The following is a 25,513-nucleotide window of genomic DNA, read 5'->3' as shown; positions in this document are numbered from 1 at the left end:
TTTAACTTTTCTAGTTCAGGAAACCAAATAAGATAAATGATGGAGGGTTTACAATGTCAAAAGGCGTTTTACCAGAAAACTTTTTATGGGGCGGAGCAGTAGCAGCCCACCAGCTTGAAGGCGGCTGGAATAAAGGCGGAAAAGGTGTAAGTGTTGCTGATGTGATGACTGCAGGAAGGCACGGTGTTCCACGGCAAATTACGGATGGTGTATTGGAAGGTTACTATTATCCGAACCATGAAGCAATCGGCTTCTATTCCCGTTATAAAGAAGATATCAAACTGTTCGCTGAAATGGGGTTTAAATGTTTCCGTACTTCGATTGCCTGGACAAGAATTTTTCCGAACGGGGACGATCCGGAGCCGAATGAAGCAGGCTTGCAATTTTACGATGATTTGTTTGATGAATTATTAAAATATCATATTGAACCTGTTATTACCCTATCTCATTTTGAATTGCCTTACCATCTGGTGAAAAAATATGGCGGTTTTAGAAACCGGAAGTGTATTGATTTCTTTGTGAAATTTTCTGAGACAGTCATGAGACGTTATAAAGATAAAGTAAAATATTGGATGACCTTTAACGAAATCAATAATCAAGCAGATACGAGCATGGATTTCGCAAGCTTCACAAACTCAGGAATTAAATACGAAGAAGGTGAAAACCGGAAACAAACCATGTACCAGGCAGCGCTTTATGAATTAATTGCCAGCGCAAAAGCCGTTACATTAGGCCACAAAATTAATCCGAATTTTAAAATTGGTTGCATGCTTTCTTTCGTCCCTGTATATCCATATTCCTGCCATCCGGATGATGTGATGCTTGCAACTGAAGCAATGCGTAATCGCTGGTTCTTTGGTGATGTACATGTTCGCGGGGCGATTCCTCATTATACGAAAAAATACTGGGAAAGAAACGGATTTGAAATTGAATATACAAAGGAAGATGAACAAATTCTTAAAGAAGGAACAGTAGATTACATTGGATTCAGCTATTATATGTCTAAAGTAGTCAGCGCCCGTGAAGTAGAAGATAGCCAGCCTGATGGAGAGTTTGGCCGCGTCGTCCGCAATCCATATGTACAAGCCAGTGATTGGGGTTGGCAAATTGATCCGGTAGGCCTTCGTTATTCATTAAATGCTTTATATGAAAGGTACAATATTCCTTTATTTATTGTAGAAAACGGGCTTGGTGCGCGGGATGCCGTTGAAGAGGATGGCACGATTAACGATGATTACCGTATCCAATATTTTCGCGACCATATTCAGGAAATGAAAAAAGCGGTTGAACTGGACGGCGTTGATTTAATGGGGTACACACCGTGGGGATGTATAGATTTAGTGAGTGCTGGAACAGGAGAAATGGAAAAACGTTACGGTTTTATTTATGTGGACAAAGATAATGAAGGGAACGGAACTTTAGAAAGAAAAAAGAAAAAGTCATTTGAATGGTATAGGCATGTCATAAAAACAAATGGAGAAGAGCTTTAACTTTTAGGACGGTCGTTTTTCTAACGTTTACAATAAGAATCATATTCAATCATGGCGTGAAAAAATGGAGTTACAATAAAACTCCATTTTTTCATATACGGGAAGAAAATAGAAATCCCCGGTGAAAAAGCAATAGTTATAAGGAAAGCTACGATATGACAGGCTGCAAAGTATCAAGTATTGGTTTTTTCAACGATTACATCACAGCCCGAAAAAATGGTTGGTTTCCCGAAAACTACAGCTCTTCCTTTGCCAAAAATCTTAGTAATCCATGTAAAAGGGAGTTGTTGGCAGTGGCTATCCTATCAAAACGGCAGAAAGATATATTAATCCTTTTATCTAAGTCAAAAGAACCCGTTACTGCAAGCTGGATGGCAAGAGAATTAGGCGTCAGTGACCGAACGATTCGAAACGAAATTAAGCTCATGCAAAATAATACAGCATCACACGGATTTCAAATTGAATCAACCAGAGGATTGGGATATAGCGTAAAAGTATTAGATGCCGGGCTTTTTTCAAAAATACTCAATGAGATTTCTACGGAGGAACATCATTTAGCGGGTGACTTCACTGATAAAGATACGAGAGTTCTCTATATTTTACGCCGGTTATTGTTAGAAACCGATTTTATTAAAATTGAAAGTTTTATAGATGAGATGTTCGTCTCTTTATCGACATTGCAAAATGACTTAAAGATGGTAAAAGAAATTCTTGATCAATATCATTTAAAGCTAATCAACCGCCCGCACTATGGTTCAAAGGTTGAAGGCGATGAATATATGAAACGTTTGTGTTTATCTAATTTATTGTTGGAGCGGAACCAGGAGGCATTTTTGAAGGAGGATTGTTTACAACTCATTGATCCGGAACTATTTAAAAAGATTAAAGAAGTAATCGTCCAAAAGGTTAATAAATATAAAATTGAAATCTCTGATATATCTTTGGAAAATTTAGCAACGCATATTGCTATCGCCTGCAGAAGAATTCAGGAAGGCTTTGTTATTGAAGAGCTGGCTGATGTTCTGGTCGATGATCATCCATTTGAAAAAATTGTGGCGAACGAAATCATAAAAGAAGTTGAAGATTTTACTTCGTTAACTTTTCCTGAGACAGAAATCGATTATATTATTGTTCATTTATTAGGAACCAAACTTTTACACAAGAAGGAGCTGGCCGAGTTTAGTAAATTTGATGAAGCCGGAACAATTATAAATTGTATGTTAGCTCGTTTAAAGGCTGAATTGAATTGGGACTTTCGCCAAGACCGCGAGTTTATTCAGGCGCTAACGCTGCATATCCGTCCTGCAATGAACCGATTGCGGTACAAAATGAATATCCGGAATCCGTTATTAAACGATATAAAGAAAAAATACCCGGCTGCGTTTGAAGGCGCCATTATTGCCAGCAAATGTATAGAAGAGTATTTGCAAATGGAAGTGGTTGAAGATGAAATTGCCTATATTGCGCTGCATATCGGTGTTGCTCTTGAACGAATGAAATTAAACAAGAAAAAAATAAAAAAAGTACTAATCGTTTGCGCATCGGGCGTAGGGAGTGCAAAATTACTATCCTACCGATTGCAAAATTTGTATGGCCAAGAAATTGAAATTGCCGATACGATTAATTATTACAATTTATCATCATATGATTTATCTTTTATTGACTTGATCATTAGCACTGTGCCTATAAAGGAGGATTTTGGCGTCCCGGTCCAAGTTGTGAATACTTTTTTGGAAGACAAAGACATTCAAGCTATAAATGGTTTTTTATCTAGGACGCAAAATGTGGCAGAAAAATATTTACATCCTTCAAGAATTTTTCTCCAACTGGCATTGCAGGATAAGGAAAGCGTGATTCGATTTTTATGTGATGAACTGTATAAGCAGAAGCTTGTACCGAAGGATTATGTAAACCTTGTTTTAGAAAGGGAGTCGATTACGCCAACCTGTTTTGGAAATCTCGTAGCCATTCCCCATCCAATGGTGCCCGTAACGAAGGAAACGTTTTGGACAGTATGTACGCTAAAAAGCCCTATCCATTGGCATGGACAGCAAATGGTTCAATTTGTTTGTTTGTTGAATATTAAAGAAGGCACGCAAACGGATTTAGATGATATGTATAAAAAGCTCATTTCGATTATCGAAAACAGGTCTGTTGTGCAAAAAATCATCAAAAGCAAAACGGCTGATGAGTTAATGGCATTTATAAAATAATTGAGCCCCGTATCGCCACCATTTGTAAGAAGAATATTTTTCCCAGCCATTTCCCCGAAGGAGACTTTACCCGCCATCCGCGTTATAAAGCACAAAACTTGTCCGGTTTTGTGCTTTATATTTCCTGGAGAAAACCTTACATAAAAACAAAAAGTTTGTGAATATTCTTTACATCTTCCTTGCCCTGTGCGGTTTTCTAAAGGATAATATTTGTAACCTGCAGCAGAAGGAGTAAAGACACGTGAAAACTTAAAAATGAGGAGTGAGCAAATGAAAACGGTCCAACTGAACAGCCGGATAGCTTTCGGCCAACGTCTACCGCTTGTATTGATTGCCGGCCCGTGCGTAATTGAAAGTGAAACGATGGCCATGGAAACAGCCGCAACCCTTCAAACCATTGCCGGAAAACTCGGTATTCCTTTCGTTTTTAAAGCTTCTTTCGACAAAGCCAACCGATCATCCATTTTTTCCAAACGGGGCCCGGGACTGGAAAAAGGGCTCGAAATACTTGACCGGATTAAAAATGTATTTGGCGTACCGGTCACGTCCGATATTCATGAGCCGCACCAGGCAAAAGCAGCCGGGGAAGTGCTCGACATACTGCAAATCCCCGCTTTCCTTTGCCGCCAGACCGATTTGCTGCTTGCCGCCGCCGCGACGGGCAAAACCGTGAATGTCAAAAAAGGGCAGTTTTTGGCGCCTTGGGATATGAAAAACGTCATTCAAAAACTGGAGGAATCCGGCACCGACAAAATTCTTCTTACAGAACGCGGTTCGACATTCGGCTACAATAACCTGGTGGTGGATATGCGTGCACTTCCGGAAATGCGCAGATTAGGGTATCCGGTCGTGTTTGACGCCACCCATAGTGTCCAAATACCGGGCGGAAATGGGACTTCAACAGGCGGAAAGCGTGCGTTTGTCCCGTATCTCGCAAGGGCAGCGGCGGCTTGCGGGATCGATGCGTTGTTTCTAGAAGCCCATCCTGATCCGGACCAGGCCTGGTCGGATGGCCCGAATATGGTGAAACTGGATGATCTTGAAGAAATGTTAAAGCCAGTTATTGAAATTGATCGCATGATAAAAGAACAAACGGCAGCAAACATTCATTAACGGAGGTGAATAGGATGTTAAAAGATTTCAAACGAAGCATCAATTATGTCGAAAGCGTCCGTGAAGTGCTGGAAAAAGAGGCCAATGAGATTTTAAAGCTGAAGGACCGGATCAATTTTCGTATAAATGAAGGCATTGAAATGATATTGGCGTGCGAAGGCAGAGTCATTTTTACAGGAATGGGGAAATCGGGCATCATCGGCCGGAAACTTGCTTCCACATTTGCAAGCACCGGTACCCCGGCATTTTTCCTTCACCCGGGAGAAGCACTGCACGGCGATCTTGGAAAAATAACAAAAGAAGACATCCTCATTGCCATTTCCAACAGCGGGGAAACGTCGGAAATATTAAATATGATCCCTTCCATCAAAAGGATCGGCGCAAAAATGATTGCTATTTCTGGTTCACGCAAGTCGACACTGGCGCGGCGTTCGAATCTGGTGATGGATATCGGGGAAGTTGAGGAAGCGTGCCCGCTCGGCCTTGCCCCGACTTCTACAACTACCGTCACGCTTGCACTCGGGGATGCGATTGCGGTTGCCCTTTTGAAGGCAAGGGATTTTAAACCTGAAAACTTTGCGCTTTTCCATCCCGGTGGCTCGCTTGGCCGGCGTTTGCTTCTCACGGTTGGCCATGTGGCTAAACGGAAAAGGATGAACCCGGTTGCCGGAATGGACACCGGCATAAAGGAAGCATTATTTATGATGACGGAAGCGGGGGCGGGGGCTGTTTCAGTTATTGACGATCGGGGACGGCTGGCCGGCATTTTAACGGACGGCGATATCCGGCGTGAGCTTTTAAACGGCCATGAAGTACTGGATAAAAAAGTAGCAGATTTGTATACAAAATATCCGGTTTGCGTCAGTGAGCATCAGCTGGCAGCGGAAGCATTGCGGATAATGGAAGACCACGCTTTCAAGGTGCTTCCGGTTGTTACCGGCCAGAAACCGGTTGCCATGCTCCATATTCAGGATTTGGTCCAGACTATATAAGCAAAATAACAAGAATAAGCAAAATAACAAGAAAAAATTTTTTGACTGGATAGAGCGGATTCATAAAGAATACCGCTTTTTTTGGTGTTTACCGCCAATATTTACACAGCAGCTGTCTGCTTTTTCGGTGATACCACACAAAGATTTCGGTGACAATGGCGCTGCGGCCTATTAAAATAGGTGATAAGATCTTGTGAATTAACGGGGGAGGGATTGTTTTGTTAAGGGTAAACAATGTGTCAGTAGAGATAGAGAAGTCAAAAATTTTGGAAGATATAAGTTTTTCTGCTGAACCAGGGGAGATTATTGGCCTGGTTGCTCCAAATGGATCCGGCAAGACGACGCTTTTAAATGCGATATCCAACCTGATTCCTGCTTCAAAAGGCGAAATTAGTATTTACGGCATGAATTATAAAATGCATCGGGAAAAAATCCTTAAAAAAATATTTTTTTTGCAAGACCATACAGTATTGTATCCAAATTTAACAGGGAGAGAGCATTTAAAACTTGTACAAAGATTATGGGAGAGCAAACAAGAATGTGGCGCTGTTATTGAAAAATTAAGCATGGGTTCCTATATCGACAAAAGGGTTTCAAAATATTCGCTTGGCATGCAGCAAAGGCTGCTATTTGGGATGTGCTTGATCAGTTCTTGTGATTTGCTATTGATGGACGAGCCGATGAATGGGCTGGACCCATCCAATATTAAACTGATAAGCAAATCCATTAAGCAACTTAGAGACGAAAATAAAATTGTATTATTTTCTTCCCATATTCTGAACAATGTTGATGAATTATGTGATCGTGTCATCTTTTTAAAGCAAGGAAGAATGGTTTACGAAAGCAGAAAAAATAATCCGGACTTTAATAAATACATCATCATTAAGCTAGAGAATGGGAATGATGCAGATAAAGTTCTTTCCCTGTTTAAAGATGAAGAGATTAAAAATGCCACAGCCAATGAAGTATGGGCGGAGATAGATTCGAGTAAAAGCTCCTTTGTGGTAAATCAGGCATTCGAACAAGACATGAAATTTAAATCATTTTTCATTGGGCAAAAAGGCAGCCAACAAATTTATGAGGAAATATACGAAGGTGAAGATAAATGGGGCTAATCAAGTTAGAGACATTGCGATTCATTAGAAATAAAAAAAATATGACTGTTTTTATTGCTGCTATTTTGATTGTTTTCGTTTTGTTTGCAATTACTTTCGTAGGAGCAAAGAGAACGGACCCGCTCAATGAATATCAGGATAACAAATCCTTACTGGAAAATGCCATTTCACACATGGAATCAAATCCAAATAAGAGTGAAGCAAAGAAGAAAGCACTTGCGGGTTTGCAGGAGGAGTTACGCCTTCGTACAGAACAAATACAAGCTCATGAAGCAGGGGATTGGAAGCAAGAACTGAAATTGCAGATCGCTTTAGATAAAAAATTAATTGCCGGGATTAATGCCGGAAAAATTGTTTTTGGTAATAAAAAAATTGTTCCGCAGACAGAAAAAGCAATACAGCTCAATACCATTCTGCTTAAACAAAATATTCATCCGGTAATAGAGTCTTTCGAAACCCCGGGTATTAACTTTACATATCGCATTCTTTTTTACGTATTCCCGTTCTTAATGCCTCTTCTCATTGCTGTTTTAATTGGTGATATTTCAACAAGAGACAAACAAGGCGGTATTAATCATTTTGTGAATGTTTTGCCAGTGAAGCTCAAGAAAATATTGGATGCGAGAATCTTCACTTCATTTGTTTACAGCTTGGCCATCACGATTGTTATCCTGGTTGTTGCGCTCATTATTGGCAGCATCATAAGCCATTTGGGCAGTTGGAAGTACCCTGTGGCGATCAATCTAAATGGGACGGAAGTATTGTGGATTTCAATTGCCCGGTTTTTGGGCAGATCGCTTTTACTAATCCTATGTCTTCTATTATTTATTTCTGTTTTCACCCAGTTTTTAAATACCTTTATTCGAAATCAATTGCTTCTAATGCTCGTTTTGGTGGCTTGTTTTTGTTTCGAGGAAATGATGAGCGGATTTAAGACAAAGTTGTATGCTGTTATGCATATCATCCCTTTTACATTTGTGGATGTGCCGAATATAGTGAATGGAGAAAGTGCAGCAAAATTCAGGAATGAGTATATCAATACTACAGACGGAGTCATTACGCTTCTCCTTTCATCATTGCTGTTTTATTTTCTCACCATATGGATTATCCATAAGAAAAACAAAATTTAAAAAAAGCTTGACGAATCCGAAAAAAAGGGATAAATTGAACGTAAGCAATTTTTAGGTTCGTTGTGTAATTTCTTTTGCGGCGTTGATGGCAAATTTCATATTGGTATTTTCTTATCAAGAGAGGTTGAGGGAATGGCCCGATGAAGCCTCAGCAACCTTCAATGCTTTTACGCATTGAAAAGGTGCTAAGTCCTGCAAGTTATGGGATCATAACTTGAAAGATAAGAAGATGGTTCATGTACGAAAGGAATGGCCTTCTTCTTATTGGAGAAGGCTTTTTGATTTTAAGTGAGGGAGTGTCCATCATGTATCATACAGAAACAAAACTTGCACAAATCGGAAATCGCAGTGACCGCGTGACAGGTGCGGTGAACCCGCCTGTTTATTTTTCTACCGCTTACCGCCACGAAGGCATTGGGCAGTCAACCGGTTTCGATTATTCCCGTACCGGCAACCCGACGCGTCAGTTGCTTGAAGAAGCGATTGCGGATCTGGAGGGCGGGGACCGCGGGTTTGCGTGCAGTTCCGGCATGGCTGCGATTTTCACTGTTTTATCTTTGTTCCAGGCCGGCGATGAGTGGATTGTGAGTGATGATTTATATGGCGGCACCTACCGCCTGCTGGAGCAGGGATATAAAAAATGGGGGCTTTGTTGTAAGTACGTGAATACGTGCAACCCGGAAAATATTGAACAAGAGATCACCCCGAAAACGAAAGCCATCTTCCTCGAAACGCCGACAAACCCCCTCATGCAGCAGACGGATATCGGCGCAGTGGCTGAAATTGCGAAAAGGCACGGAATCCTGCTGATTGTAGACAATACTTTTTACACCCCGCTTTTGCAGCAGCCGATTAAAGAAGGCGCTGATATTGTAGTCCATAGCGCGACGAAATATCTTGGCGGGCATAACGACGTGCTGGCCGGTCTGATCGTGGCAAAGGGTGCTGAACTTTGCGAGCAGCTTTTTCTGTACCATAACGGTGCCGGCGCCACCCTCAGCCCGTTTGATTCGTGGCTTCTGATGCGCGGCATGAAAACGCTGGCGCTTAGGATGGAAAAACACGAAAAAAATGCAAAAGCTGTGGCGGCATTTTTAAGCGCGCATCCGGATGTAAAAGATGTGCTGTATCCAGGCCGCGGCGGGATGCTTTCTTTCCGTGTAAAAGAAGAATCATGGGTCGACCCGTTTTTACGCGGCCTGTCTTTAATTACATTTGCCGAAAGCCTCGGTGGGACGGAAAGTTTTATCACTTACCCGGCTACACAGACGCATGCCGACATTCCGGAAGAAAAACGGATTGCCTCAGGCGTAGACAATTGCCTTTTGCGCTTTTCAGTCGGAATTGAAGATGAACGCGATTTGCTTGCAGATATTGAAAAAGCTTTTGCCAACATTCACGAAGGGGTGCAAACACGATGACAAATGAAGATTATTCTTTTCAAACGAGGCTTTTACATAACAGCCACAAAATAGACCCGGCGACCGGTGCGGTAAGTGTGCCGATCCAGCATGCTTCGACATACCACCAGGCGGACATTGACCAGTTCGGTAAATACGATTACAGCCGCTCGCTCAATCCGACGAGGGAAGCGCTCGAGGATGTCATCGCCGAACTCGAAGGCGGCGTCAAAGGTTTCGCATTTGCTTCCGGGATGGCGGCGATTTCAACAGCGTTTCTGCTTTTGTCGGCGGGCGACCATGTTGTCATCACCGAAGATGTGTATGGCGGCACGTTCCGGATGGTGACGGAAGTCCTGACACGGCTTGGTATTGAACATACATTTGTGGATATGACCAACCTTGAAGAAGTGCGGCAGGCCGTCCGCCCGAACACGAAAGCTTTTTATGTAGAAACCCCTTCAAACCCGCTTTTAAAAGTGACGGATATCCGGGCGGTGAGTGAACTGGCAAAGGCAACCGGGGCGCTCACCTTTGTCGACAACACTTTTTTAACGCCTGCCCTGCAGCGTCCGCTTGAACTCGGGGCGGATATCGTGCTGCACAGCGCGACGAAATTTTTAGCGGGGCACAGCGATGTCGTCGCCGGGCTTGCAGTTGTAAAAGATGAAGCATTGGCAGCGCGCCTCGGCTTTTTGCAAAATTCATTCGGGGCGATACTCGGCGTCCAGGATGCATGGCTCGTTTTGCGCGGGTTGAAAACGTTGCATGTGCGGCTGCTCCAATCACAGCAGTCAGCGGTGAAAATTGCACATTTTCTTGATGCGCATCCGCTTGTACGAAACGTGTATTATCCGGGGCTCGGGCACCATCCGCAGCATGCGTTGCAAAAGCTGGAGGCACAAGGGCCGGGCGCGGTATTGTCGTTTGAACTGGAAGATGAGGAAGCGCTCCGGGCATTCGTCAGCCATGTAAAAATCCCGGTCTTTGCCGTCAGCCTCGGCGCTGTGGAATCGATTCTGTCCTATCCGGCAAAAATGTCCCACGCCGCAATGCCGCCTGAGGACCGAAGAAAACGCGGCATCTCCGACAGCTTGTTGCGCTTATCGGTTGGCCTCGAAAATCCGGATGATCTGATTGCCGATTTTGAGCAGGCTTTTTCATACACGAAAGCGGGCACAACCGTGAAATAATGGACAAACGGCTGCGGGGAATCCGCCCTAATCGGCGGGATTCCCCGTTTCAAAATAGTCGCCCGGGCTTATTTTGAAACGCGAATGGAGGCACGCCCCGTCCGTACGTATGACAAAAACTGCACCACAGAAGCCGCTGAAAAAGCCCGAAAGAAAACATAAAAACGGCGGGAAACCACTGTAAAAAGTGTCCCGCCACTTTTTTCTATTTTTTGTGTAAAGGAAAGGAACGCCCGCATTCACATTATCTCTGCAAGGTTGGGCGTATGGGCATCCTGTTGCTGCATTTGCTGTCTGAAAATCCAGTTTGTTGATTTTCAACAAACTGATAATCCGCAAAGATAATGAGCAATTGCAAAAAGATGGGGGAGGTTTTACTCAAAGCAAGCCGAGTAAACACTCGATACATTGAAAAAGTCTAAACGAATCTTTTTTGCTTCAGGAGCAGCCTTTTTAGCAGCCTTTTCAACAGCTAATTTTATAGATGCAGATTTACTTTAATGCATTTTCTTGCTGCTTTATAAAATTTGATCAAATTTTTAACAAATGTTGTTGTTCCTCCCGCAGCTTTAAGCTTAGCAATCTTAGCAATAGGAAGAACGTTTGTTACAATAGCAGTTCCTACGGCTCCTATACAACCCCAAACTCCAAATGTAACCATTCTCCCATTACTTTTAACAGGTATATTGCTGATCTAACCAATCAATTACAGCTGGATCATCTTGAGCAAGAACACTATCGGGAAAGATTCAATTGTCAATAATACATATGCTAACTGTTAATATTCTGGTGGTATTTCATCAGAACTAGGACTCGATGCCGATGCACTTAACGGAGTCATAGCTTACAATAATAATGAAAATGAAATAATAATACAGGGTTAAAATATACATATTCTCATAAACCTCCTTTTTATGAGAATATAATATTACCAAGTCAATCCAACTTGGAGGAAATTTAATGAAAATACTAGAAAAACTTAGCTATTGGATTTTCATACTGTGTGCAGCAGTTATAATGATTATTAACTTTACAAGCAATAATGGAACGATCAAAGACGTAGTAGGAATAATATGTTTTGTAATTGTTCTTATAGTTGCTTTAAACGCTATAATTTATAGGAAAAAATCAAAAGGGAAATAAAAAAGTTGGGATATTCAACCTTCTGCCCATCGTTTGAAGGGAGTTTAAGAAACTACGTGGATGCAGCAGGGGAAAATGAAACAGATGGGTAGCCTGCTGGAAGATGAAAACGGTGATTGAGTGGTTATTATTTATGATCGGACAGCATGAAAATTTCTATTGTGATTTAAAACGGTACTTGAGTTTTTAGATTTTTGGTTGGACCGTGACTCCGTGAAACTTTGAAAAAAACTAAGCATAATGAGGAGGATTGTATATGTCAAAAAGTGAGTTTGAAAATAAGATAGCTAGTGAAGAAGCTGTAGATCATTATGATAATGTACTCAACAGTGTAAATGAGCTGAAAGAGAAAGAAGCTAAAGCACTTTTGAAACAAATTTATGCAAGGTTGGATATTGTTTTAAATGGTAATGGAGAATATGACAGTAAAAAGTTCTTAAAGGATTTGGAAGGTCAGTTTAAAGAACTTGTGGAGGTTACAAGAAAGGAAAAGGAAAAAAAGAAGAAAGAAAATCAGGCTGAGGAATAAATTTTATTTACGAGAAGGGACTGAGACAAGCCAGTAAGGAGAACCCGATCATCAACAACCCAACATATATGAGACGTTTTTCGGGGATGAAATGCAGTTTTGCCGACTAGACTATAGCATGACGAAAAACGTTTGTTTTCTTTCACATGCTGTACGTATGAATAGTAAAATCAAAGAAGGCAAAAGTTTCATTTTTTGGGATTTTCACTCACTACTGTTTTTATTTTTAATTATTCAACTTTAGCCTGGATTTAATTCGTTCAGCAAGCCCTAAGTATGAAAGAGCTTCTTGATAACCCTAGTTAAAAAGTACCCCCCTATTAAATTTTTTTAATAGGGGTTATTTGGAATTTGGCTTGCGAGGGATTCATAAATTTCATTTCGAACAAATTCTCCAGCCTGTAATTTTAATTGATTGAGATGACGGGTTTTGGCCAACACATCTTCAGTTATGGGAGTTGGATCTTTTTCCATGAGTTGATCGGAAATCAGCAAAAATTTATCTGCAGCCTGGTCATGAATCGGAAATCGGCCGGGTAACCGTCCTGCCTGGTTTCAAGGTTTCTGTACGACCGCCTATATGGATATCCAGCGCATCTCCTTCCAGCAATGTCACTTTAAAAGCATGGCGCGCCACTTCCACCTGAAGCTTACGGTTTTGGTAGGTGAGGCGGAATAAATAGCGGCCCCATTGTTCCGGAATGGAAGGATTTAGAAAAAGCCCGTTTTCTTTGATCCGGACGCCGCCAAATCCGTACACGATTGACAGCCATGTCCCGCCCATATTGGCCATGTGCAGGCCGTCTTTTGTGTTGCCATGCGTGTTATCAAGATCAAGGCGGGCTGTTTTGATAAAATAATGATACGCTTTTTCCGCTTCGCCGAGCCTGGACGCCATTATGCTGAAGATGCATGTGGACAACGATGAATCGTGTGTCGTGACTTTTTCATAATAATGATACGAATTTCGGATCGTTTCCGGATCCGCCTCTTCTTCCAGCAAAAAATGCGCGAGCACCGTGTCCGCCTGTTTGCACACCTGGTACCGGTAAATCGTGAGCGGATGGTAATGCAAAAGGAGCGGGTAATGGTCTTTCGGCGTATGTTCAAAATCCCAGACCGCTTTATCGAGAAAGCTGTCATCCTGTTTGTGGATGCCGTGTTTTTCATCATAAGGGAGATACATCGCATCTGCCGCTTTCAGCCAGCTTGCCGCTTCTTTGTCCGTTAAACCGAGCCGCGCAGCAAATGCCGCAAAATAGGCATCATCTGTTTTTTTCAGCCAGTGATAAAATTTGTGAGCTGATTTCAAATTATATTTTGCCATCACATTTGTATAGTAATTGTTGTTGACGATGGCTGTGTACTCATCCGGCCCGGTCACATCTTCAATCGCAAATTTGCCGTCTTTTTCCCGGTAATGGCCAACCTCAAGCCAAAGCCGCGCCGTTTCCACGAGAATTTCGATGCCGTATTGCTTCATAAAGTCCTGATCTTGCGTGGCATACCAGTATTGCATATAGCTGTAAGCGATGTCCGCGCTGATATGATACTGCGCTGTGCCGGCAGGGAAATACGGGGAGCATTCCGTGCCGGAAATCGTCCGCCAAGGAAATAGCGCGCCTTTTTGATGGCCCATCTCTTTTGCCCTTGCCCGTGCGTGGTCAAGGATATGGTAGCGGTACAGCAGCAAATGCCGCGCGAGTTCCGGATGCGTCAACAGAAACACCGGGAAAATATAAATCTCCGTGTCCCAAAAGTAATGCCCTTCATAACCTTCCCCGGACAGCCCTTTTGCCGCAATATTGCTGGCGGTGTCTTTTCCGACAGATTGCAGGAGCTGGTACAGATTGAAACGGATCCCTTCCTGCAGTTTCGGATCGCCGTCAATTTCAATGTCCGCTGCTTGCCAGTAAGTGGCTAAATATTGCTCCTGCTCCCGTAATAGTGCTGAAAAATCTTTGTCTTGCATGCTTTTTAGGATGTCCGCCGCCTTTTCTGCGGCATGGTCCCCGTGGCGGAGCGTGTCCGTGTAAATCGCAAATTTTGTAAGGGACACCGGCTCGCCGGGCTTGAAATCGATGATTGCGCGCACTTTTTGTTCGCCTTGTTCATAATGACATTCGCAAGAGGCGGAAACGACATGGGTTGCGGCACAAGCCGTTTCAAGCCCGGAAGCAAATGTGCGGGCAAGCAGTACAATCGTGCCGCTCTCCGCCGCTGCTTTTGTCACAGCCAGCCTTTTTGCATGGGCAGATCCGGTCCGCGGGTCGTTTTTATCGACATAATTTTGCACATCACCGTTGACAGTGGAAATCACCCGCACCGGCCCGGAAAAGTTTACCGGCTCCATTTTCACTTGAATCGCAAACAGTTCCCGCTGTGTAAAAGAAACCAACCGTGAAAAAGTGAGCTTGATTTCTTTTCCGGAAGGCGATTTCCAATGGATGGCGCGTTCGGAAAACCCGCGTTTCATGTGCAAAGTTTGGGAAAAACCGAGAACGTCCCCTTCAAAAAGAGAAAAGCGTTCTTTTTCTTCTCCAAGAAAAATTTCGATGGTCTGCGCATCGATCACATTCAGCATTTTCTGACTGGTTTCCGGAAATCCGTACGCTTTTTCCCCGTACTGGATTTCTGTAATGTCATAAAAAGCATTCAAATATGTGCCGCGGATAGAAGGGATTTCTTCCGGGTAGCCTTCTTCAAAGTTTCCGCGCACGCCAAGATAGCCATTCCCGAGTGCAAATAAGCTTTCATTGACCAGCAGCATTTGTTTGTCCAATTCGTGTTTCGTGATTTCCCATGTCATACGCTGTTCCTCCAAAAATTCCAAATTCGAAGAGGGCATGGTGCCAAGCGCCCTGTTTTTCTTATGGTCCGTCCGGGAAGCCCTTTTTTCGCTCATATCGGATCGACCGCTGGCTCATGTATTCATCCGGGGGTCAGACACCGGCAGGCGAGATTCCGGAAAACGCCGCGCGCGCAATACCGGGGGGAACGTTTCCGCTAGCGGAAATTTTTATTCTTTCACCCCGCCCGTTGTAAGGCCGGAGACGATTTGCTTCTGGAACAGAAGGACGATGATCAGGGTCGGGACCGTGACGACTGTGGTAGCGGCCGCGACCTGTCCCCAAAGAATTTGGAACTGGGTACGGAGGAAAGAAATCGCGACCGGCACAGTATGGTAATTAGCGTCCGAGTTTAAGGTAATCGTCAGCAAAAATTCGTTCCACGCAGCAATGAATGTAATAATCGCAGTTGTAAAGACACCCGGCGCGGCAAGCGGGAAGACGATCCGGAACAGCGTCTGAACCGGCGTCGCACCGTCAATTTTTGCCGATTCTTCAAGCGCGAGCGGAATCTGGTTGAAATGCGTCACCAGGATCCATACCGCAGTCGGCAGGGTGATCGTCGAATACGGCAGGACAATCGCATACGAGTTCGTTAAATGCAAATGCAGGAACAAATTATAAATCGGCCCGGTGACAATCATTTGCGGGAACATCGAAACCGCCAGAATCAGCCCGAGCAACAGGTTTTTCCCTTTGAAATCAAAGCGTGAAATCGCGTAAGCCGTAAACGTGGCAATTAAAATAATGTAAACCGTTGTCGTTGTCGCAACGATAAAACTGTTTTTCACCGATGTCAGGATCCCTTTTTGGAAAATCTGCGTGTAATTTTCCCATGTCGGATGATGGGCAAAGACCCGAAAAGCCCCGTCGCCAAAAATTTCCCCGGAAGGTTTAAAGGAGGTGATAAAAATCCAGAAAAACGGAAATATCATCCCAAATAAAAATACGGCAATCAGGGCGATGATGAGCACATTCCATTTGCGGTTCGTTTTCATGGCCATCCCTCCTTAGTTTTTATCCATCAAATTGGCGCCGAGCACTTTAATGTAAATGGTTGCGATGATGGCGACGCAAATAAACATGATGATGACAATGACGGAGCCGTAGCCGAAGTTGGTTTGCCCGAACATCGTTTTGTAACCGTAGACAGACATGGTTTCTGTTGCCCCGCCCGGACCGCCGCCTGTCAGAACGTAAATCAGGTCGAAAACGCGAAAAGCGTCAAGTGTCCTGAACAGCAGTGCGACTAAAATAGAAGGCTTCAGCATTGGTAGCGTAATTTTGAAAAATTGCTGGATTTTTGTTGCGCCGTCAATGGATGCGGCTTCATACAACCCTTTGGAAATGTTTTGCAGGCCGGCAAGCAGCAAAAGGGCCATATAAGGTGTTGTTTTCCAAACGTCGGCTAAGATCGTGGATACCATCGCGCCGGATCCCGTTAATAGCAGAATGCGCGAATCGCTGATTAGCCCTATGGATTGGAAAAAATGCGCGACAACACCGCTTGTGCCGTCATACAAATAACTCCACATGAGCGCGGCAACCGCGGTCGGAATTGCCCACGGGATCAGCGAAGTTGTCCTTACAATGCCTTGCCCTCTGAACGCTTTGTTCATAATCATGGCGAGGCCGAGGCCGAGGACGAACTCAAGGAAAACCGAAACGACGGTAAAGAGCACGGTATTCCATAAGGCATGCCCGAGTCGTTTGTCATGCAATGCTTCTTTATAAGACTTGAAGCCGATGAAGTTGGAGGGTACAAAGCTGCTTTTAAAATCTTTTACAATTTTTGATAAATTTTTTCCGTTTTGCGTATTGTATTTGGCGTTGATTTCCTTTACCAGTTTGGATGAGTCGGTATAAAGGCCCATCAGCTTTTTCTGGTCGGCCTGGCTGATTTTTTGGACGCCTTTTCTGCCTTTATACTGCTTGGCAACATTGGCAACGCGATGGACCAGCTTGTCGACTTTTTGCCGGTCGGCCGGGTCGGTGATTTTTTCCCGGTCTTCTGTTAGAAACAGCCTGACATACGTTTGCGTTTCGTCAAATAAATCGAAATTATAGCGCGGGCTCATGTACAGCCCCGATTTTTGCTGGTTATTCAGCTGATAATCAAAAAAGGTATAGCGGAGTGACTGAAAAATCGGCCACAGCGAGAATACGCCGATAAACAGCAGGGCTGGAAGGATAAATAAAAAAGCCTGCAAGCGGTTCTTCTTCATGATGCTGGCACCTCTTTTCACTGTAATGTTTCTTCCCGTACGGAGGATGCACAGTTTATGCAGCGCCCCCTCATTTCTTTTTAAAAAAGGCTCTATGGAATAGAGCCTTTCGCCGATATCAAACCATTATGAAAAGCAGGCGCCCGGGGACGGAAAGGGAGTAAAACGCGTTCCCGGACGGTTGCTTATTCGCCTGTTGCGTCCTGGATCGTTTTGACTGCATCATCCAGATTTTGGCTTGTGCTTAAATATTTGTGGGCCGCAATTTGGATCGTGTCGGATACTTTGCTGTACTTCGCGGATACCGGGCGGGCAATCGTCGTTTTCAACGCTTTTTGGAAGCCCGGCATGGTCAGCATTTTGTTTTGTTTTTGGACATCAGGATCATTCAGCAAATCATTATATCCCGGCAGGTAACCGCCTTTTGTGGACATAATCTTCTGCCCTTTTTTGCCGGCTACGAATTTTACAAACTCCCATGCGCCTTCTACATGTTTTGAGTTTTTGTTGATGCCGAGAAGCCAGCCGCCGACAGCGCCGCCGTTTGGAAGCGGGGCAATGCCAACATTTTTGATGTCTACTTTTACGCCTTCTCCGCCTGTTTTAATGGTGCCATACTGGTACGGCCAGTTCCGCGCGAAGACAGATTTTCCTTGTGCAAAGCTGTCCAGCGTTTGTTGTTCCATATAGTTCAGCAAATCTTTTGGCGCCCATGATGCTTTTGTAAATTGATACATCGCCTCAAGGCCGCCTTTGATATCTTTGTAATGATTCGTGAATTCTGTCACATTGACGGTTAAGCCTTCATATTGTTTGGACTGATAAACAAAGCCGTTTGTCGTTCCGTTTTTGCCGGCATATTTTGCAGCCATATCCCCGAGTTCTTTATAGGTGTAGTCCCCGCTTTCGAGTTTCGCTGCATCTTCCTTGCTGACAATATCGGAACGGTAATACAGAATGCCGAGGTCCGGGAAGAATGGAAGTGTGTATTGTTTCCCTTCATAGTTTCCGGAAGCCATTGAGCCGGCATTGAACTGGTCTTTCGTCAAATTGGCATCCATCATTTTCTTGTCAATCGGGACAAGGTATCCGGCACCGGCAAATTCGCCGCCCCACACAACGTCCATGGACATGATGTCATATTCACTTGATCCACTGGAGAGCGATGTCAGCAATTGGTCGTGCATTTGTGCCGAGTCATTCGTCATTTGTACCCACTTCACCTGGTACTTTTTCGATTGTTTGTTAAAAGCCGCAATGACTGCTTTTGTCGCAGGTGTGCTGTCATTTTGTGCCGCGAATTTTAACACAATCTTTTTTGAGGAACTGCCGCTTTTGCTTGATTTCGAGTTTGAATTGCTGCCGCAGCCGGCCAGCACGCCGATAACAAGCGTAAGCGCTGCCAAAATCACGCCCGCTTTTTTCCACATACGAAAGCCCCCTTTAGTTTTGATGATTACACTTGAATATTACCCTGTATGCGCATACAATGATATTAGAATCTTTAGATCTATAATAAAATTTTTAGGTATTGGGGCGGCTCCGATGAAACAGTCTGCCATCAGCAAATCCATTATAGAACGCTACCTTTCATACCGCGTTGAGCACCAGCGCGAGTATTTTCTTCATCCGCCTTATATGATGGAAAAGCAGTTGTTGAATGCCGTAAAAGAAGGTAGAGTGGAAGCAGCCGAATCCGTTTTGAAAACTATCAATAAGCTGGAGTGGGCTAAACTTGCGGAAGAACCGATCCGCTCGCTCCGTAATTCACTCATCTGTATTTGCACGCTGTTTACAAGGGCGGCGATCGAAGCGGGCGTGCCACCGGAAACCGCTTTTAACATCAGCGATGCGCATATTTTGGAGATTGAAAGGTTAAAGACGCAGGAAAAGCTGTTCGAACTCGAGTACAGCATGTTGCGAAATTTTACGGAAGCCGTTCAGCAGGCAAGGAAACAGGAAAATCGCTACAGCCATGCGATTCATATGGCTGTGGCATATATTCATGAAAATATTTTACAGGTGATCACGCTTGAATCGCTGGCGAAACATGTTTACCTGAATCCGAGCTACTTGTCCCACTTGTTTAAAAAAGAGACCGGCGTATCGGTGACGGATTATATTAATAAAAAGCGGATTGAAGAATCGATTTATTTTTTGCTCCATACAAATATTACTATTTCCGAAATTGCGCTTCTGTTCCATTTTTGCAACCAAAGCTACTATACTTCGCTTTTTAAAAAATATATGGGGCTCACCCCAAAAGAATTCAGGGAGCAGAACCAGCACTAGCTTTGCCGGCATGTATCCGTTTTTTAACGGCCGGCCGGCGCTTCCTTGCGATTTTCCAATGTTTAACACATGGCAGCACCGTTTCACGTCCGGATTTCCATCAAGTTCCTTTCCTTAGCCCGTCTACCGCGCTTGAACAAAACCGTATATCGCCCTTGCTGCAAAAAACACGGTATCAGCAAAGGGCGCCTTTTTATGACCACAAGCCGGGTTTTCCCTTTTTGCCCAGGCATTGGCGGACCGGGATTTTACATTGCCGGCGGTGCACGGAACGTATATACTAAACATGGAAACATTTCACCGTGCTAAGGAGAAAACTGTTTTGAAAAAGGCATTTGGCAATATCGATTTGACCGTAATTACAGAAGAACAATTTTTGGACGAATTTGAGAGCCGGGTACACGAAGGGATCAAAACCAATGTGTTCTTTTTGAATGCGCACTGCTACAATATCGCCCAAACCGACCGCGACTACTACCGAATTATCAATGAAGCCGACTATCTGCTCAACGATGGGGTCGGGATTGAAATCGGCGCAAAACTGTTTGACATTCCGCTTGCCGGCAATTTAAACGGTACCGACTTGACGCCGAAAATATTAAAGCGCTGTGAAAAAAACGGCTTCTCCGTATTTGTGCTCGGTGCTACCGAAACGAATCTGCAAAGTGCGATACAACATTTCCGCAAAGATTATCCCGATTTGAAAATTGCCGGCTGCCACCACGGGTATTTTCAATCAAAACATGAGATTGTGGCGATGATTAACCGCTCGCATGCCGATGTGCTGCTCGTCGGAATGGGCGTTCCGCTGCAGGAAAAATTCATTGCCGGCTTCGATCAGGAACTTTCTTGCACAGCACGGCTCGGCGTCGGCGCATTTATTGATTTTGCATCCGGAAACGTACCGCGCGCCCCGTATTTGTTCCGGAAATTGCGGATCGAGTGGCTGTTCCGATTGTTGCGCGAACCGAAACGGCTGTGGAAGCGGAATGTCGGCAGCCTCATCTTTTTGTGCCGGATTTTGCGATATAAATGGAAACATTCATAGCCTCCTTTTTCCGGCGCTGAAAGGAACAGGGCGTGCAGGACGGGAATTCAGACACGTGCCAAAAAAAGAAGGAAATACCCGGTACTTGCCGACAATAAAAGATGTGCTATTTTTGTTTTACAAAAGGGAAAAGCGGGTACGATAATGAAATCATTTGTAAAAGAAAGGTGAGAAAGATGGAAATTGATATCAAACCCGCTGCACTCTCCCAATTCAAACAAATTGAATTTCAAGAAGGCGAAGGCATCCGGATTGAGGCGGTCTTTGTCGGGAGCTGTACAATTGCTGCGGAACATTCTTTAAAAATTGACCATAAACGGGAAGATGACGATTTATTTAATGTTTATGGCATTCCGCTCCTTGTGTCGAAGGCAAGCCAAAAACAGCTCGGTGAGAAAGTCATCATCGATTACAATCCGAATAAAGGGTACAAACTTTCTTCAGATCAGGAAGTTTACCAATACAATCTTGACTTGACAAGAGCCGAGTAAAAAGAGGTGCTTTGCATTGAAAGAAACTTTTCGTGCATTGGTCATGGAAAATGCATCACGGCCGGTACTCTCCGTACAGGAATGGGATACGGGCCGGCTGCCGGACGCGGAAGTCACCGTAAAAGTCGCCTATTCAAGTGTCAATTACAAAGATGCGCTTGTTGGCGTGAAAGGGGACTTTGTCAAATCGTATCCATTCATACCGGGGATTGATTTGGCGGGAACGGTGCTTGCATCCGCTGACAGCCGCTTTAAAGAAGGCGATGAAGTGATCGTCACAAGCTATAAGCTGGGCACCGGGCATTTCGGCGGATTCAGTGAAATGGCGCGCGTGCCGGCTGCCTGGGTGGTACCGCTTCCGAAAGGGCTGACATTAAGAGAATCCATGATTTTAGGGACAGCCGGCTTTACGGCAGCGCTGTCCGTGCAAAAACTGGAAGACCACGGGCTCAAACCGGGACAAGGGCCGGTGCTTGTTGCCGGAGCAAGCGGCGGTGTCGGCAGTGTCGCTGTCGATATTTTGGCAAAAAGGGGTTATGAGGTCACAGCTTCAACCGGGAAAAAAGAGGCACACGCTTATTTGAAACGGCTCGGTGCGGCCCGCATCCTTGATAGGGAGGCCGTTATGGACCATGAAGACCGGCCGATCCGCAAAACGGAATGGGCAGCGGCTGTCGATCCCGTCGGCGGGAAAACGACACAATACATCATCAGCTCCCTGCAGTACGGCGGGGCGGTGGCAACGAGCGGCCTCACCGGCGGAAGGGAAGTCAAAACAACCGTAACCCCGTTTCTCGGGCGGGCCGTCAGCTGGATCGGGATTGATTCTGTTTTTTGCCCGATGGATCTCCGCGTGAAAGTTTGGGAAAAACTTGCTGGCGAATTCAAACCGGAACATTTGACAAGTGAAATTGTCCGGGAAATCAGCCTTGAGCAAGTTCCGGCCGCACTTTCGGATATTTTGGAAGGCAAGCTCCAGGGCCGGACAATTGTAAAAATGTAACAAAAAAGGATGCGTGGCACTCGCGCATCCTTTTTTACCATCCAGAAAAAGCGCTGGTTAAATGGATAAAGGCACCGGCTGGCGTGCTTTTATCCATTCCGGGTTTTACCTTTCCTTCGAATGCACCTCCATCACCGGCTGGCATGCATGCAGAGTCGGGTTTCAGCTTTCCGCCGGCTCTACATGCACAATGACCTCATATACTTCACAATCGCGGATCAATGAATTCTCCACTTTTGTTGAAATGTCATGGGCATGGCGCAAATCAAGAGACGGATCAACGCCGATGACAAGATCAATGACTGTATTGTTTCCGTACTGCCGCGCTTTGATGTCTTTCACGCTTTGGACGCCGGCTACGCTTAATACTTTCGCTTTATAATTTTCCAGCTCCGATTCATCAAATCCGTCCGTTAAAAGATGGGAAGTATCGCGGAAAATTTCCCAGGCAGTTTTGCAAATCAATAAGCCGACAACAATCGCAGCCGCCGGGTCAAGCCACGGAAGATGGAACTGCGAACCGATGATGCCGATGCTCGCGCCGATACTCACCCAGGCATCGGACAAATTATCCATCGCGCTTGCCCGCACCGCCTGGCTGTTGATGCGTTTTGATAACCGTTTATTGTACAAATAGACAAAAAACATGACAACAGCACAAAGTAACCCGGTCCATGCCGCTGCCATATCCGGGGATTCGGATTTTCCATGCACAATCGAGAGAATGGCATCATAGAGCACCTGGATGCCGACCGCCACCATAATGAGAGAAGCAACCATGGAGGCGACGTTTTCCGCTTTCCAGTGCCCGTAAGGATGATCGCGGTCCGCCGGTTTCCGGGAGAGGCGGAGCCCGATCAGGACGGCGATCGAAGACAGGATGTCCGTAATATTGTTCAGCCCGTCTGCCTTCAGGGCGTTTGAATCCGTATAGAAGGCAATCACTAGTTTCAGCACCGACAGGCTTAAATAGGCCGCCATGCTGATCATAATGCCGTACTCGCCTAATTTTAAATTTTGGTATTTTTCTTCATTCATTGCTTTCACTTCCATTTGGTTTACTTCTCTATCATAACAATGAAGGGCAGGGTGGGTCTACAGCAACGTTTTTTCCGGCCGCTATAAAAGTTAGATGCGGGAAAATCCGCCTTCTCATGCATTAAGGTCTGGGATTTCAACAAATTTATGCTAATATGGAAATAGAAAATTTTTTACAGGAGGCCAACATGAGCACTGATTGGAAAACTTCTTATGAAAAATGGAACCGCTTTGCAGAGCTGGATGCCGCATTAAAAGCAGAACTATCCGGCGTAAGCGGGGATGAAAAAAATCTGGAAGACCGCTTTTATAAAAACCTTGAGTTCGGAACGGGCGGTATGCGCGGGGAACTGGGCGCCGGCACGAACCGCATGAATATTTATACAGTCCGGAAAGCATCAGAAGGGCTGGCAAACTTCATTCTCGACCAGGGGGAAGAAGCTATAAACCGTGGGGTCGCGATCGCCTACGATTCAAGGCGCAAATCGCCGGAGTTTGCCCTTGAAACCGCAAAAACGCTCGGCAAGCACGGGATCAAAGCCTATTTATTTGATTCCCTCCATCCGACGCCGCTTTTGTCATTTGCGGTCCGGTACTTGAACGCTTATGCCGGCGTTGTCATTACAGCGAGCCATAACCCGAAAGAATACAACGGCTACAAAGTTTACGGGCCGGATGGCGGGCAAATGCCGCCAAAAGAAGCGGACGAACTGACAGGCTATGTGAACCGTGTCGAAAATGAGCTGCTTGTCGAAGTCGGCGAAGAAAAGGATCTGATCGAAAAAGGCTTGCTCGTTTATATCGGCGAAAATGTAGACAAAGCTTACCAGGACCAGCTCATCAAACTCCGCCAAAACAAGGAAGTGATCAGCTCGGTTGCAGATTCTTTCAAAATCGTCTACACGCCGCTGCACGGGACAGGCAATCTCCCGGTCCGCCGCGGCCTTGAAAATTTCGGTTTTCAAAACGTCACCGTTGTAAAAGAACAGGAGCTGCCGGATTCCGAGTTCTCAACAGTAAAATCGCCAAATCCGGAAGAACATGCCGCTTTTGAACTTGCCATCCGCTACGGCGAAGAAATCGGCGCGGACATTTTGCTTGGCACGGATCCGGACACTGACCGCCTCGGCGTTGCCGTAAAAAACCATGAAGGAAAATACGAGGTTTTAACCGGCAACCAGACAGGCGCATTACTGCTCCATTATCTTTTAACACAAAAACAAAAGCAAGGGACATTGCCTGAAAACGGTATTGTCATCAAAACGATTGTGACGTCGGAAATCGGCCGCGATATTTCCCGGTCTTTCGGCATCCCGACGATCGACACTTTGACCGGTTTTAAATTCATCGGTGAAAAAATCAAAGAGTTTGAAAAAACCGGTGCCCATACTTTCTTATTCGGGTATGAAGAAAGCTACGGTTATTTAATCGGCGATTTTGTGCGCGATAAAGATGCGGTGCAGTCGGCAGTGCTTGCTGCGGAGGTGGCCGCTTACTATAAGTCGATGGGAAAAACATTGTATGAAGGCCTGCTCGACATTTTCGAACAGTACGGCTACTATAAGGAATCCTTAACATCGCTCACTTTGAAAGGAAAAGAAGGATCGGAAAAAATCGCCGGCATCCTTGCCAACTTCCGTGCCCATCCGTTAACAGAAGTGGCGGGCATCCCGGTATCCGCCCGCGAGGATTATCAATCACAAGTGCGGACCAACGCGAAAACGGGAGAAACGTCAAAAATTGAACTGCCAAAGTCCAATGTGCTGAAATTTTTCCTTGAAGACGGTTCATGGTTCTGCATGCGTCCGTCCGGAACAGAACCGAAAGTGAAGTTCTACTTTGGTGTGAAAGCGGACAGTCTCGCGGAGAGTGAACAACGGAACAAACGCTTAAGCGATGAAGTTATGAATCTCGTAAACCGTATGCTTGAATAGTATTCATGAGGTGCCCCGGGCGGATCTGACGTCCGGGGCGTTTTTTCGCGCGATGGAAGAATACTGCCGGACTACCGCATCACAGGCGGATCAACATTTTCACCGATTCGGCCATCTCTCCGGGACCGCCCGTATTGGTGCCGCCCCCGTATTTGTACCGGTCCTTCTTTCCCGTTTCATGCAGGTTCAGTACGATTTTCCCTTTCTGCAAAAGCAGACATAACTTGCAGAAATTTGCCAAAAAAATGATCCTGATTTTTCTTTACTTTAAAAATAAGGCATGGTATATTCTGGGCAGATGCACCTTTCGGCAAA

General features: G+C 44.9%; 22 protein-coding genes and 1 riboswitch. Of the genes, 15 read left to right on the top strand and 7 right to left on the bottom strand.

Features of this window, described 5'->3' with window-relative positions; all coding sequences use genetic code 11:
- Positions 1–53: 53 nt before the first annotated feature.
- The 8 genes from ABR335_RS14315 (at position 54) to metC (ending at position 10,646) form a co-directional block, all read left to right on the top strand.
- Complete coding sequence (locus ABR335_RS14315; protein ID WP_350346289.1) at positions 54–1,490, top strand: 6-phospho-beta-glucosidase; 1,437 nt, start codon at positions 54–56, stop codon at positions 1,488–1,490.
- Positions 1,491–1,645: 155 nt separating this feature from the next.
- Positions 1,646–3,703 carry a BglG family transcription antiterminator gene (locus ABR335_RS14310; protein ID WP_237340463.1) on the top strand — a complete coding sequence of 686 codons (2,058 nt, stop codon included), beginning with the start codon at positions 1,646–1,648 and terminating at the stop codon, positions 3,701–3,703.
- A 270-nt stretch (positions 3,704–3,973) separates the two neighbouring features.
- Positions 3,974–4,816: a 3-deoxy-8-phosphooctulonate synthase gene (kdsA, locus tag ABR335_RS14305; protein ID WP_017552252.1), complete on the top strand. Its 843-nt coding sequence runs from the start codon at positions 3,974–3,976 to the stop codon at positions 4,814–4,816.
- A gap of 14 nt (positions 4,817–4,830) precedes the next feature.
- Positions 4,831–5,808 (top strand): KpsF/GutQ family sugar-phosphate isomerase, encoded by a 978-nt coding sequence (locus ABR335_RS14300; protein ID WP_017552251.1) that lies wholly within the window; start codon positions 4,831–4,833, stop codon positions 5,806–5,808.
- A gap of 218 nt (positions 5,809–6,026) precedes the next feature.
- Positions 6,027–6,923 (top strand): ABC transporter ATP-binding protein, encoded by an 897-nt coding sequence (locus tag ABR335_RS14295; protein ID WP_350346288.1) that lies wholly within the window; start codon positions 6,027–6,029, stop codon positions 6,921–6,923.
- Positions 6,914–8,053 (top strand): ABC transporter permease, encoded by a 1,140-nt coding sequence (locus ABR335_RS14290; protein WP_014096051.1) that lies wholly within the window; start codon positions 6,914–6,916, stop codon positions 8,051–8,053. Before ABR335_RS14295 ends, ABR335_RS14290 begins: the two co-directional genes overlap by 10 nt.
- A gap of 108 nt (positions 8,054–8,161) precedes the next feature.
- Positions 8,162–8,281, top strand: a riboswitch (SAM riboswitch).
- Positions 8,282–8,358: 77 nt separating this feature from the next.
- On the top strand, positions 8,359–9,474 hold the full coding sequence (locus ABR335_RS14285; protein WP_041818213.1) for a methionine biosynthesis PLP-dependent protein: 1,116 nt from the start codon (positions 8,359–8,361) through the stop codon (positions 9,472–9,474).
- Positions 9,471–10,646 (top strand): cystathionine beta-lyase, encoded by a 1,176-nt coding sequence (gene metC, locus ABR335_RS14280; RefSeq protein ID WP_350346287.1) that lies wholly within the window; start codon positions 9,471–9,473, stop codon positions 10,644–10,646. The genes ABR335_RS14285 and metC overlap by 4 nt, the downstream gene beginning before the upstream one ends.
- Positions 10,647–11,124: 478 nt before the next feature.
- Here the strand turns inward: metC and ABR335_RS14275 are convergent, their stop codons facing one another.
- Complete coding sequence (locus tag ABR335_RS14275) at positions 11,125–11,307, bottom strand: hypothetical protein (protein WP_026685024.1); 183 nt, start codon at positions 11,305–11,307, stop codon at positions 11,125–11,127.
- Positions 11,308–11,606: 299 nt separating this feature from the next.
- Here ABR335_RS14275 and ABR335_RS14270 point away from each other — a divergent pair, with 299 nt between their 5' ends.
- Positions 11,607–11,789 (top strand): hypothetical protein, encoded by a 183-nt coding sequence (locus tag ABR335_RS14270; RefSeq protein WP_026685025.1) that lies wholly within the window; start codon positions 11,607–11,609, stop codon positions 11,787–11,789.
- A 256-nt stretch (positions 11,790–12,045) separates the two neighbouring features.
- A complete protein-coding gene (locus ABR335_RS14265; RefSeq protein WP_350346286.1) occupies positions 12,046–12,318 on the top strand; it encodes a hypothetical protein in 273 nt (90 codons plus the stop codon).
- Positions 12,319–12,832: 514 nt separating this feature from the next.
- Here the strand turns inward: ABR335_RS14265 and ABR335_RS14260 are convergent.
- From ABR335_RS14260 to ABR335_RS14245, 4 genes are all read right to left on the bottom strand, one after another.
- Positions 12,833–15,127, bottom strand: a complete 2,295-nt coding sequence (locus tag ABR335_RS14260; protein WP_350346285.1) for a glycoside hydrolase family 65 protein — start codon at positions 15,125–15,127, stop codon at positions 12,833–12,835.
- A 210-nt stretch (positions 15,128–15,337) separates the two neighbouring features.
- Positions 15,338–16,165, bottom strand: coding sequence for a carbohydrate ABC transporter permease (locus ABR335_RS14255; protein ID WP_061565665.1), 828 nt, complete (start codon positions 16,163–16,165; stop codon positions 15,338–15,340).
- Between the two features lie 12 nt (positions 16,166–16,177).
- Positions 16,178–17,392 carry a carbohydrate ABC transporter permease gene (locus ABR335_RS14250; RefSeq protein ID WP_104851228.1) on the bottom strand — a complete coding sequence of 405 codons (1,215 nt, stop codon included), beginning with the start codon at positions 17,390–17,392 and terminating at the stop codon, positions 16,178–16,180.
- A gap of 185 nt (positions 17,393–17,577) precedes the next feature.
- Positions 17,578–18,822, bottom strand: a complete 1,245-nt coding sequence (locus ABR335_RS14245; protein WP_342475721.1) for an extracellular solute-binding protein — start codon at positions 18,820–18,822, stop codon at positions 17,578–17,580.
- A 115-nt stretch (positions 18,823–18,937) separates the two neighbouring features.
- Between ABR335_RS14245 and ABR335_RS14240 the strand changes: the two genes are divergently transcribed.
- The 4 genes from ABR335_RS14240 to ABR335_RS14225 all read left to right on the top strand — a co-directional run bounded on the left by ABR335_RS14240 (position 18,938) and on the right by ABR335_RS14225 (position 22,226).
- Complete coding sequence (locus ABR335_RS14240) at positions 18,938–19,684, top strand: AraC family transcriptional regulator (protein ID WP_350346284.1); 747 nt, start codon at positions 18,938–18,940, stop codon at positions 19,682–19,684.
- 322 nt (positions 19,685–20,006) lie between these two features.
- Complete coding sequence (locus tag ABR335_RS14235) at positions 20,007–20,732, top strand: WecB/TagA/CpsF family glycosyltransferase (protein WP_350346283.1); 726 nt, start codon at positions 20,007–20,009, stop codon at positions 20,730–20,732.
- Positions 20,733–20,908: 176 nt separating this feature from the next.
- Entirely contained in the window at positions 20,909–21,223 is a 315-nt protein-coding gene (locus ABR335_RS14230; protein WP_014096042.1) for an iron-sulfur cluster biosynthesis family protein, read from the top strand.
- A 16-nt stretch (positions 21,224–21,239) separates the two neighbouring features.
- Positions 21,240–22,226, top strand: a complete 987-nt coding sequence (locus tag ABR335_RS14225; protein WP_350346282.1) for an acrylyl-CoA reductase family protein — start codon at positions 21,240–21,242, stop codon at positions 22,224–22,226.
- A 162-nt stretch (positions 22,227–22,388) separates the two neighbouring features.
- Here ABR335_RS14225 and ABR335_RS14220 read toward each other — a convergent pair whose 3' ends face one another.
- On the bottom strand, positions 22,389–23,264 hold the full coding sequence (locus tag ABR335_RS14220) for a cation diffusion facilitator family transporter (RefSeq protein WP_429895580.1): 876 nt from the start codon (positions 23,262–23,264) through the stop codon (positions 22,389–22,391).
- Positions 23,265–23,452: 188 nt separating this feature from the next.
- Between ABR335_RS14220 and ABR335_RS14215 the strand changes: the two genes are divergently transcribed.
- Entirely contained in the window at positions 23,453–25,198 is a 1,746-nt protein-coding gene (locus ABR335_RS14215) for a phospho-sugar mutase (protein WP_350346281.1), read from the top strand.
- A gap of 79 nt (positions 25,199–25,277) precedes the next feature.
- Here the strand turns inward: ABR335_RS14215 and ABR335_RS14210 are convergent, their stop codons facing one another.
- On the bottom strand, positions 25,278–25,439 hold the full coding sequence (locus ABR335_RS14210) for a hypothetical protein (RefSeq protein ID WP_350346280.1): 162 nt from the start codon (positions 25,437–25,439) through the stop codon (positions 25,278–25,280).
- Positions 25,440–25,513 lie beyond the last annotated feature (74 nt).

The sequence above is a fragment of the Heyndrickxia faecalis genome, assembly GCF_040267745.1.
Lineage (GTDB): Bacteria > Bacillota > Bacilli > Bacillales > Bacillaceae_C > Weizmannia > Weizmannia faecalis.
This window is presented reverse-complemented; position numbering and strand designations above follow the sequence as displayed.

Bases quoted from the DNA above. Each gene is read 5' to 3' on its own strand.
- ABR335_RS14315 (WP_350346289.1), top strand. From the start codon at position 54: ATGTCAAAAGGCGTTTTACCAGAAAACTTTTTATGGGGCGGAGCAGTA.
- ABR335_RS14310 (WP_237340463.1), top strand. From the start codon at position 1,646: ATGACAGGCTGCAAAGTATCAAGTATTGGTTTTTTCAACGATTACATC.
- kdsA (WP_017552252.1), top strand. From the start codon at position 3,974: ATGAAAACGGTCCAACTGAACAGCCGGATAGCTTTCGGCCAACGTCTA.
- ABR335_RS14300 (WP_017552251.1), top strand. From the start codon at position 4,831: ATGTTAAAAGATTTCAAACGAAGCATCAATTATGTCGAAAGCGTCCGT.
- ABR335_RS14290 (WP_014096051.1), top strand. From the start codon at position 6,914: ATGGGGCTAATCAAGTTAGAGACATTGCGATTCATTAGAAATAAAAAA.
- ABR335_RS14285 (WP_041818213.1), top strand. From the start codon at position 8,359: ATGTATCATACAGAAACAAAACTTGCACAAATCGGAAATCGCAGTGAC.
- metC (WP_350346287.1), top strand. From the start codon at position 9,471: ATGACAAATGAAGATTATTCTTTTCAAACGAGGCTTTTACATAACAGC.
- ABR335_RS14275 (WP_026685024.1), bottom strand. From the start codon at position 11,307: ATGGTTACATTTGGAGTTTGGGGTTGTATAGGAGCCGTAGGAACTGCT.
- ABR335_RS14270 (WP_026685025.1), top strand. From the start codon at position 11,607: ATGAAAATACTAGAAAAACTTAGCTATTGGATTTTCATACTGTGTGCA.
- ABR335_RS14265 (WP_350346286.1), top strand. From the start codon at position 12,046: ATGTCAAAAAGTGAGTTTGAAAATAAGATAGCTAGTGAAGAAGCTGTA.
- ABR335_RS14260 (WP_350346285.1), bottom strand. From the start codon at position 15,127: ATGACATGGGAAATCACGAAACACGAATTGGACAAACAAATGCTGCTG.
- ABR335_RS14255 (WP_061565665.1), bottom strand. From the start codon at position 16,165: ATGAAAACGAACCGCAAATGGAATGTGCTCATCATCGCCCTGATTGCC.
- ABR335_RS14250 (WP_104851228.1), bottom strand. From the start codon at position 17,392: ATGAAGAAGAACCGCTTGCAGGCTTTTTTATTTATCCTTCCAGCCCTG.
- ABR335_RS14245 (WP_342475721.1), bottom strand. From the start codon at position 18,822: ATGTGGAAAAAAGCGGGCGTGATTTTGGCAGCGCTTACGCTTGTTATC.
- ABR335_RS14240 (WP_350346284.1), top strand. From the start codon at position 18,938: ATGAAACAGTCTGCCATCAGCAAATCCATTATAGAACGCTACCTTTCA.
- ABR335_RS14230 (WP_014096042.1), top strand. From the start codon at position 20,909: ATGGAAATTGATATCAAACCCGCTGCACTCTCCCAATTCAAACAAATT.
- ABR335_RS14220 (WP_429895580.1), bottom strand. From the start codon at position 23,264: ATGAATGAAGAAAAATACCAAAATTTAAAATTAGGCGAGTACGGCATT.
- ABR335_RS14215 (WP_350346281.1), top strand. From the start codon at position 23,453: ATGAGCACTGATTGGAAAACTTCTTATGAAAAATGGAACCGCTTTGCA.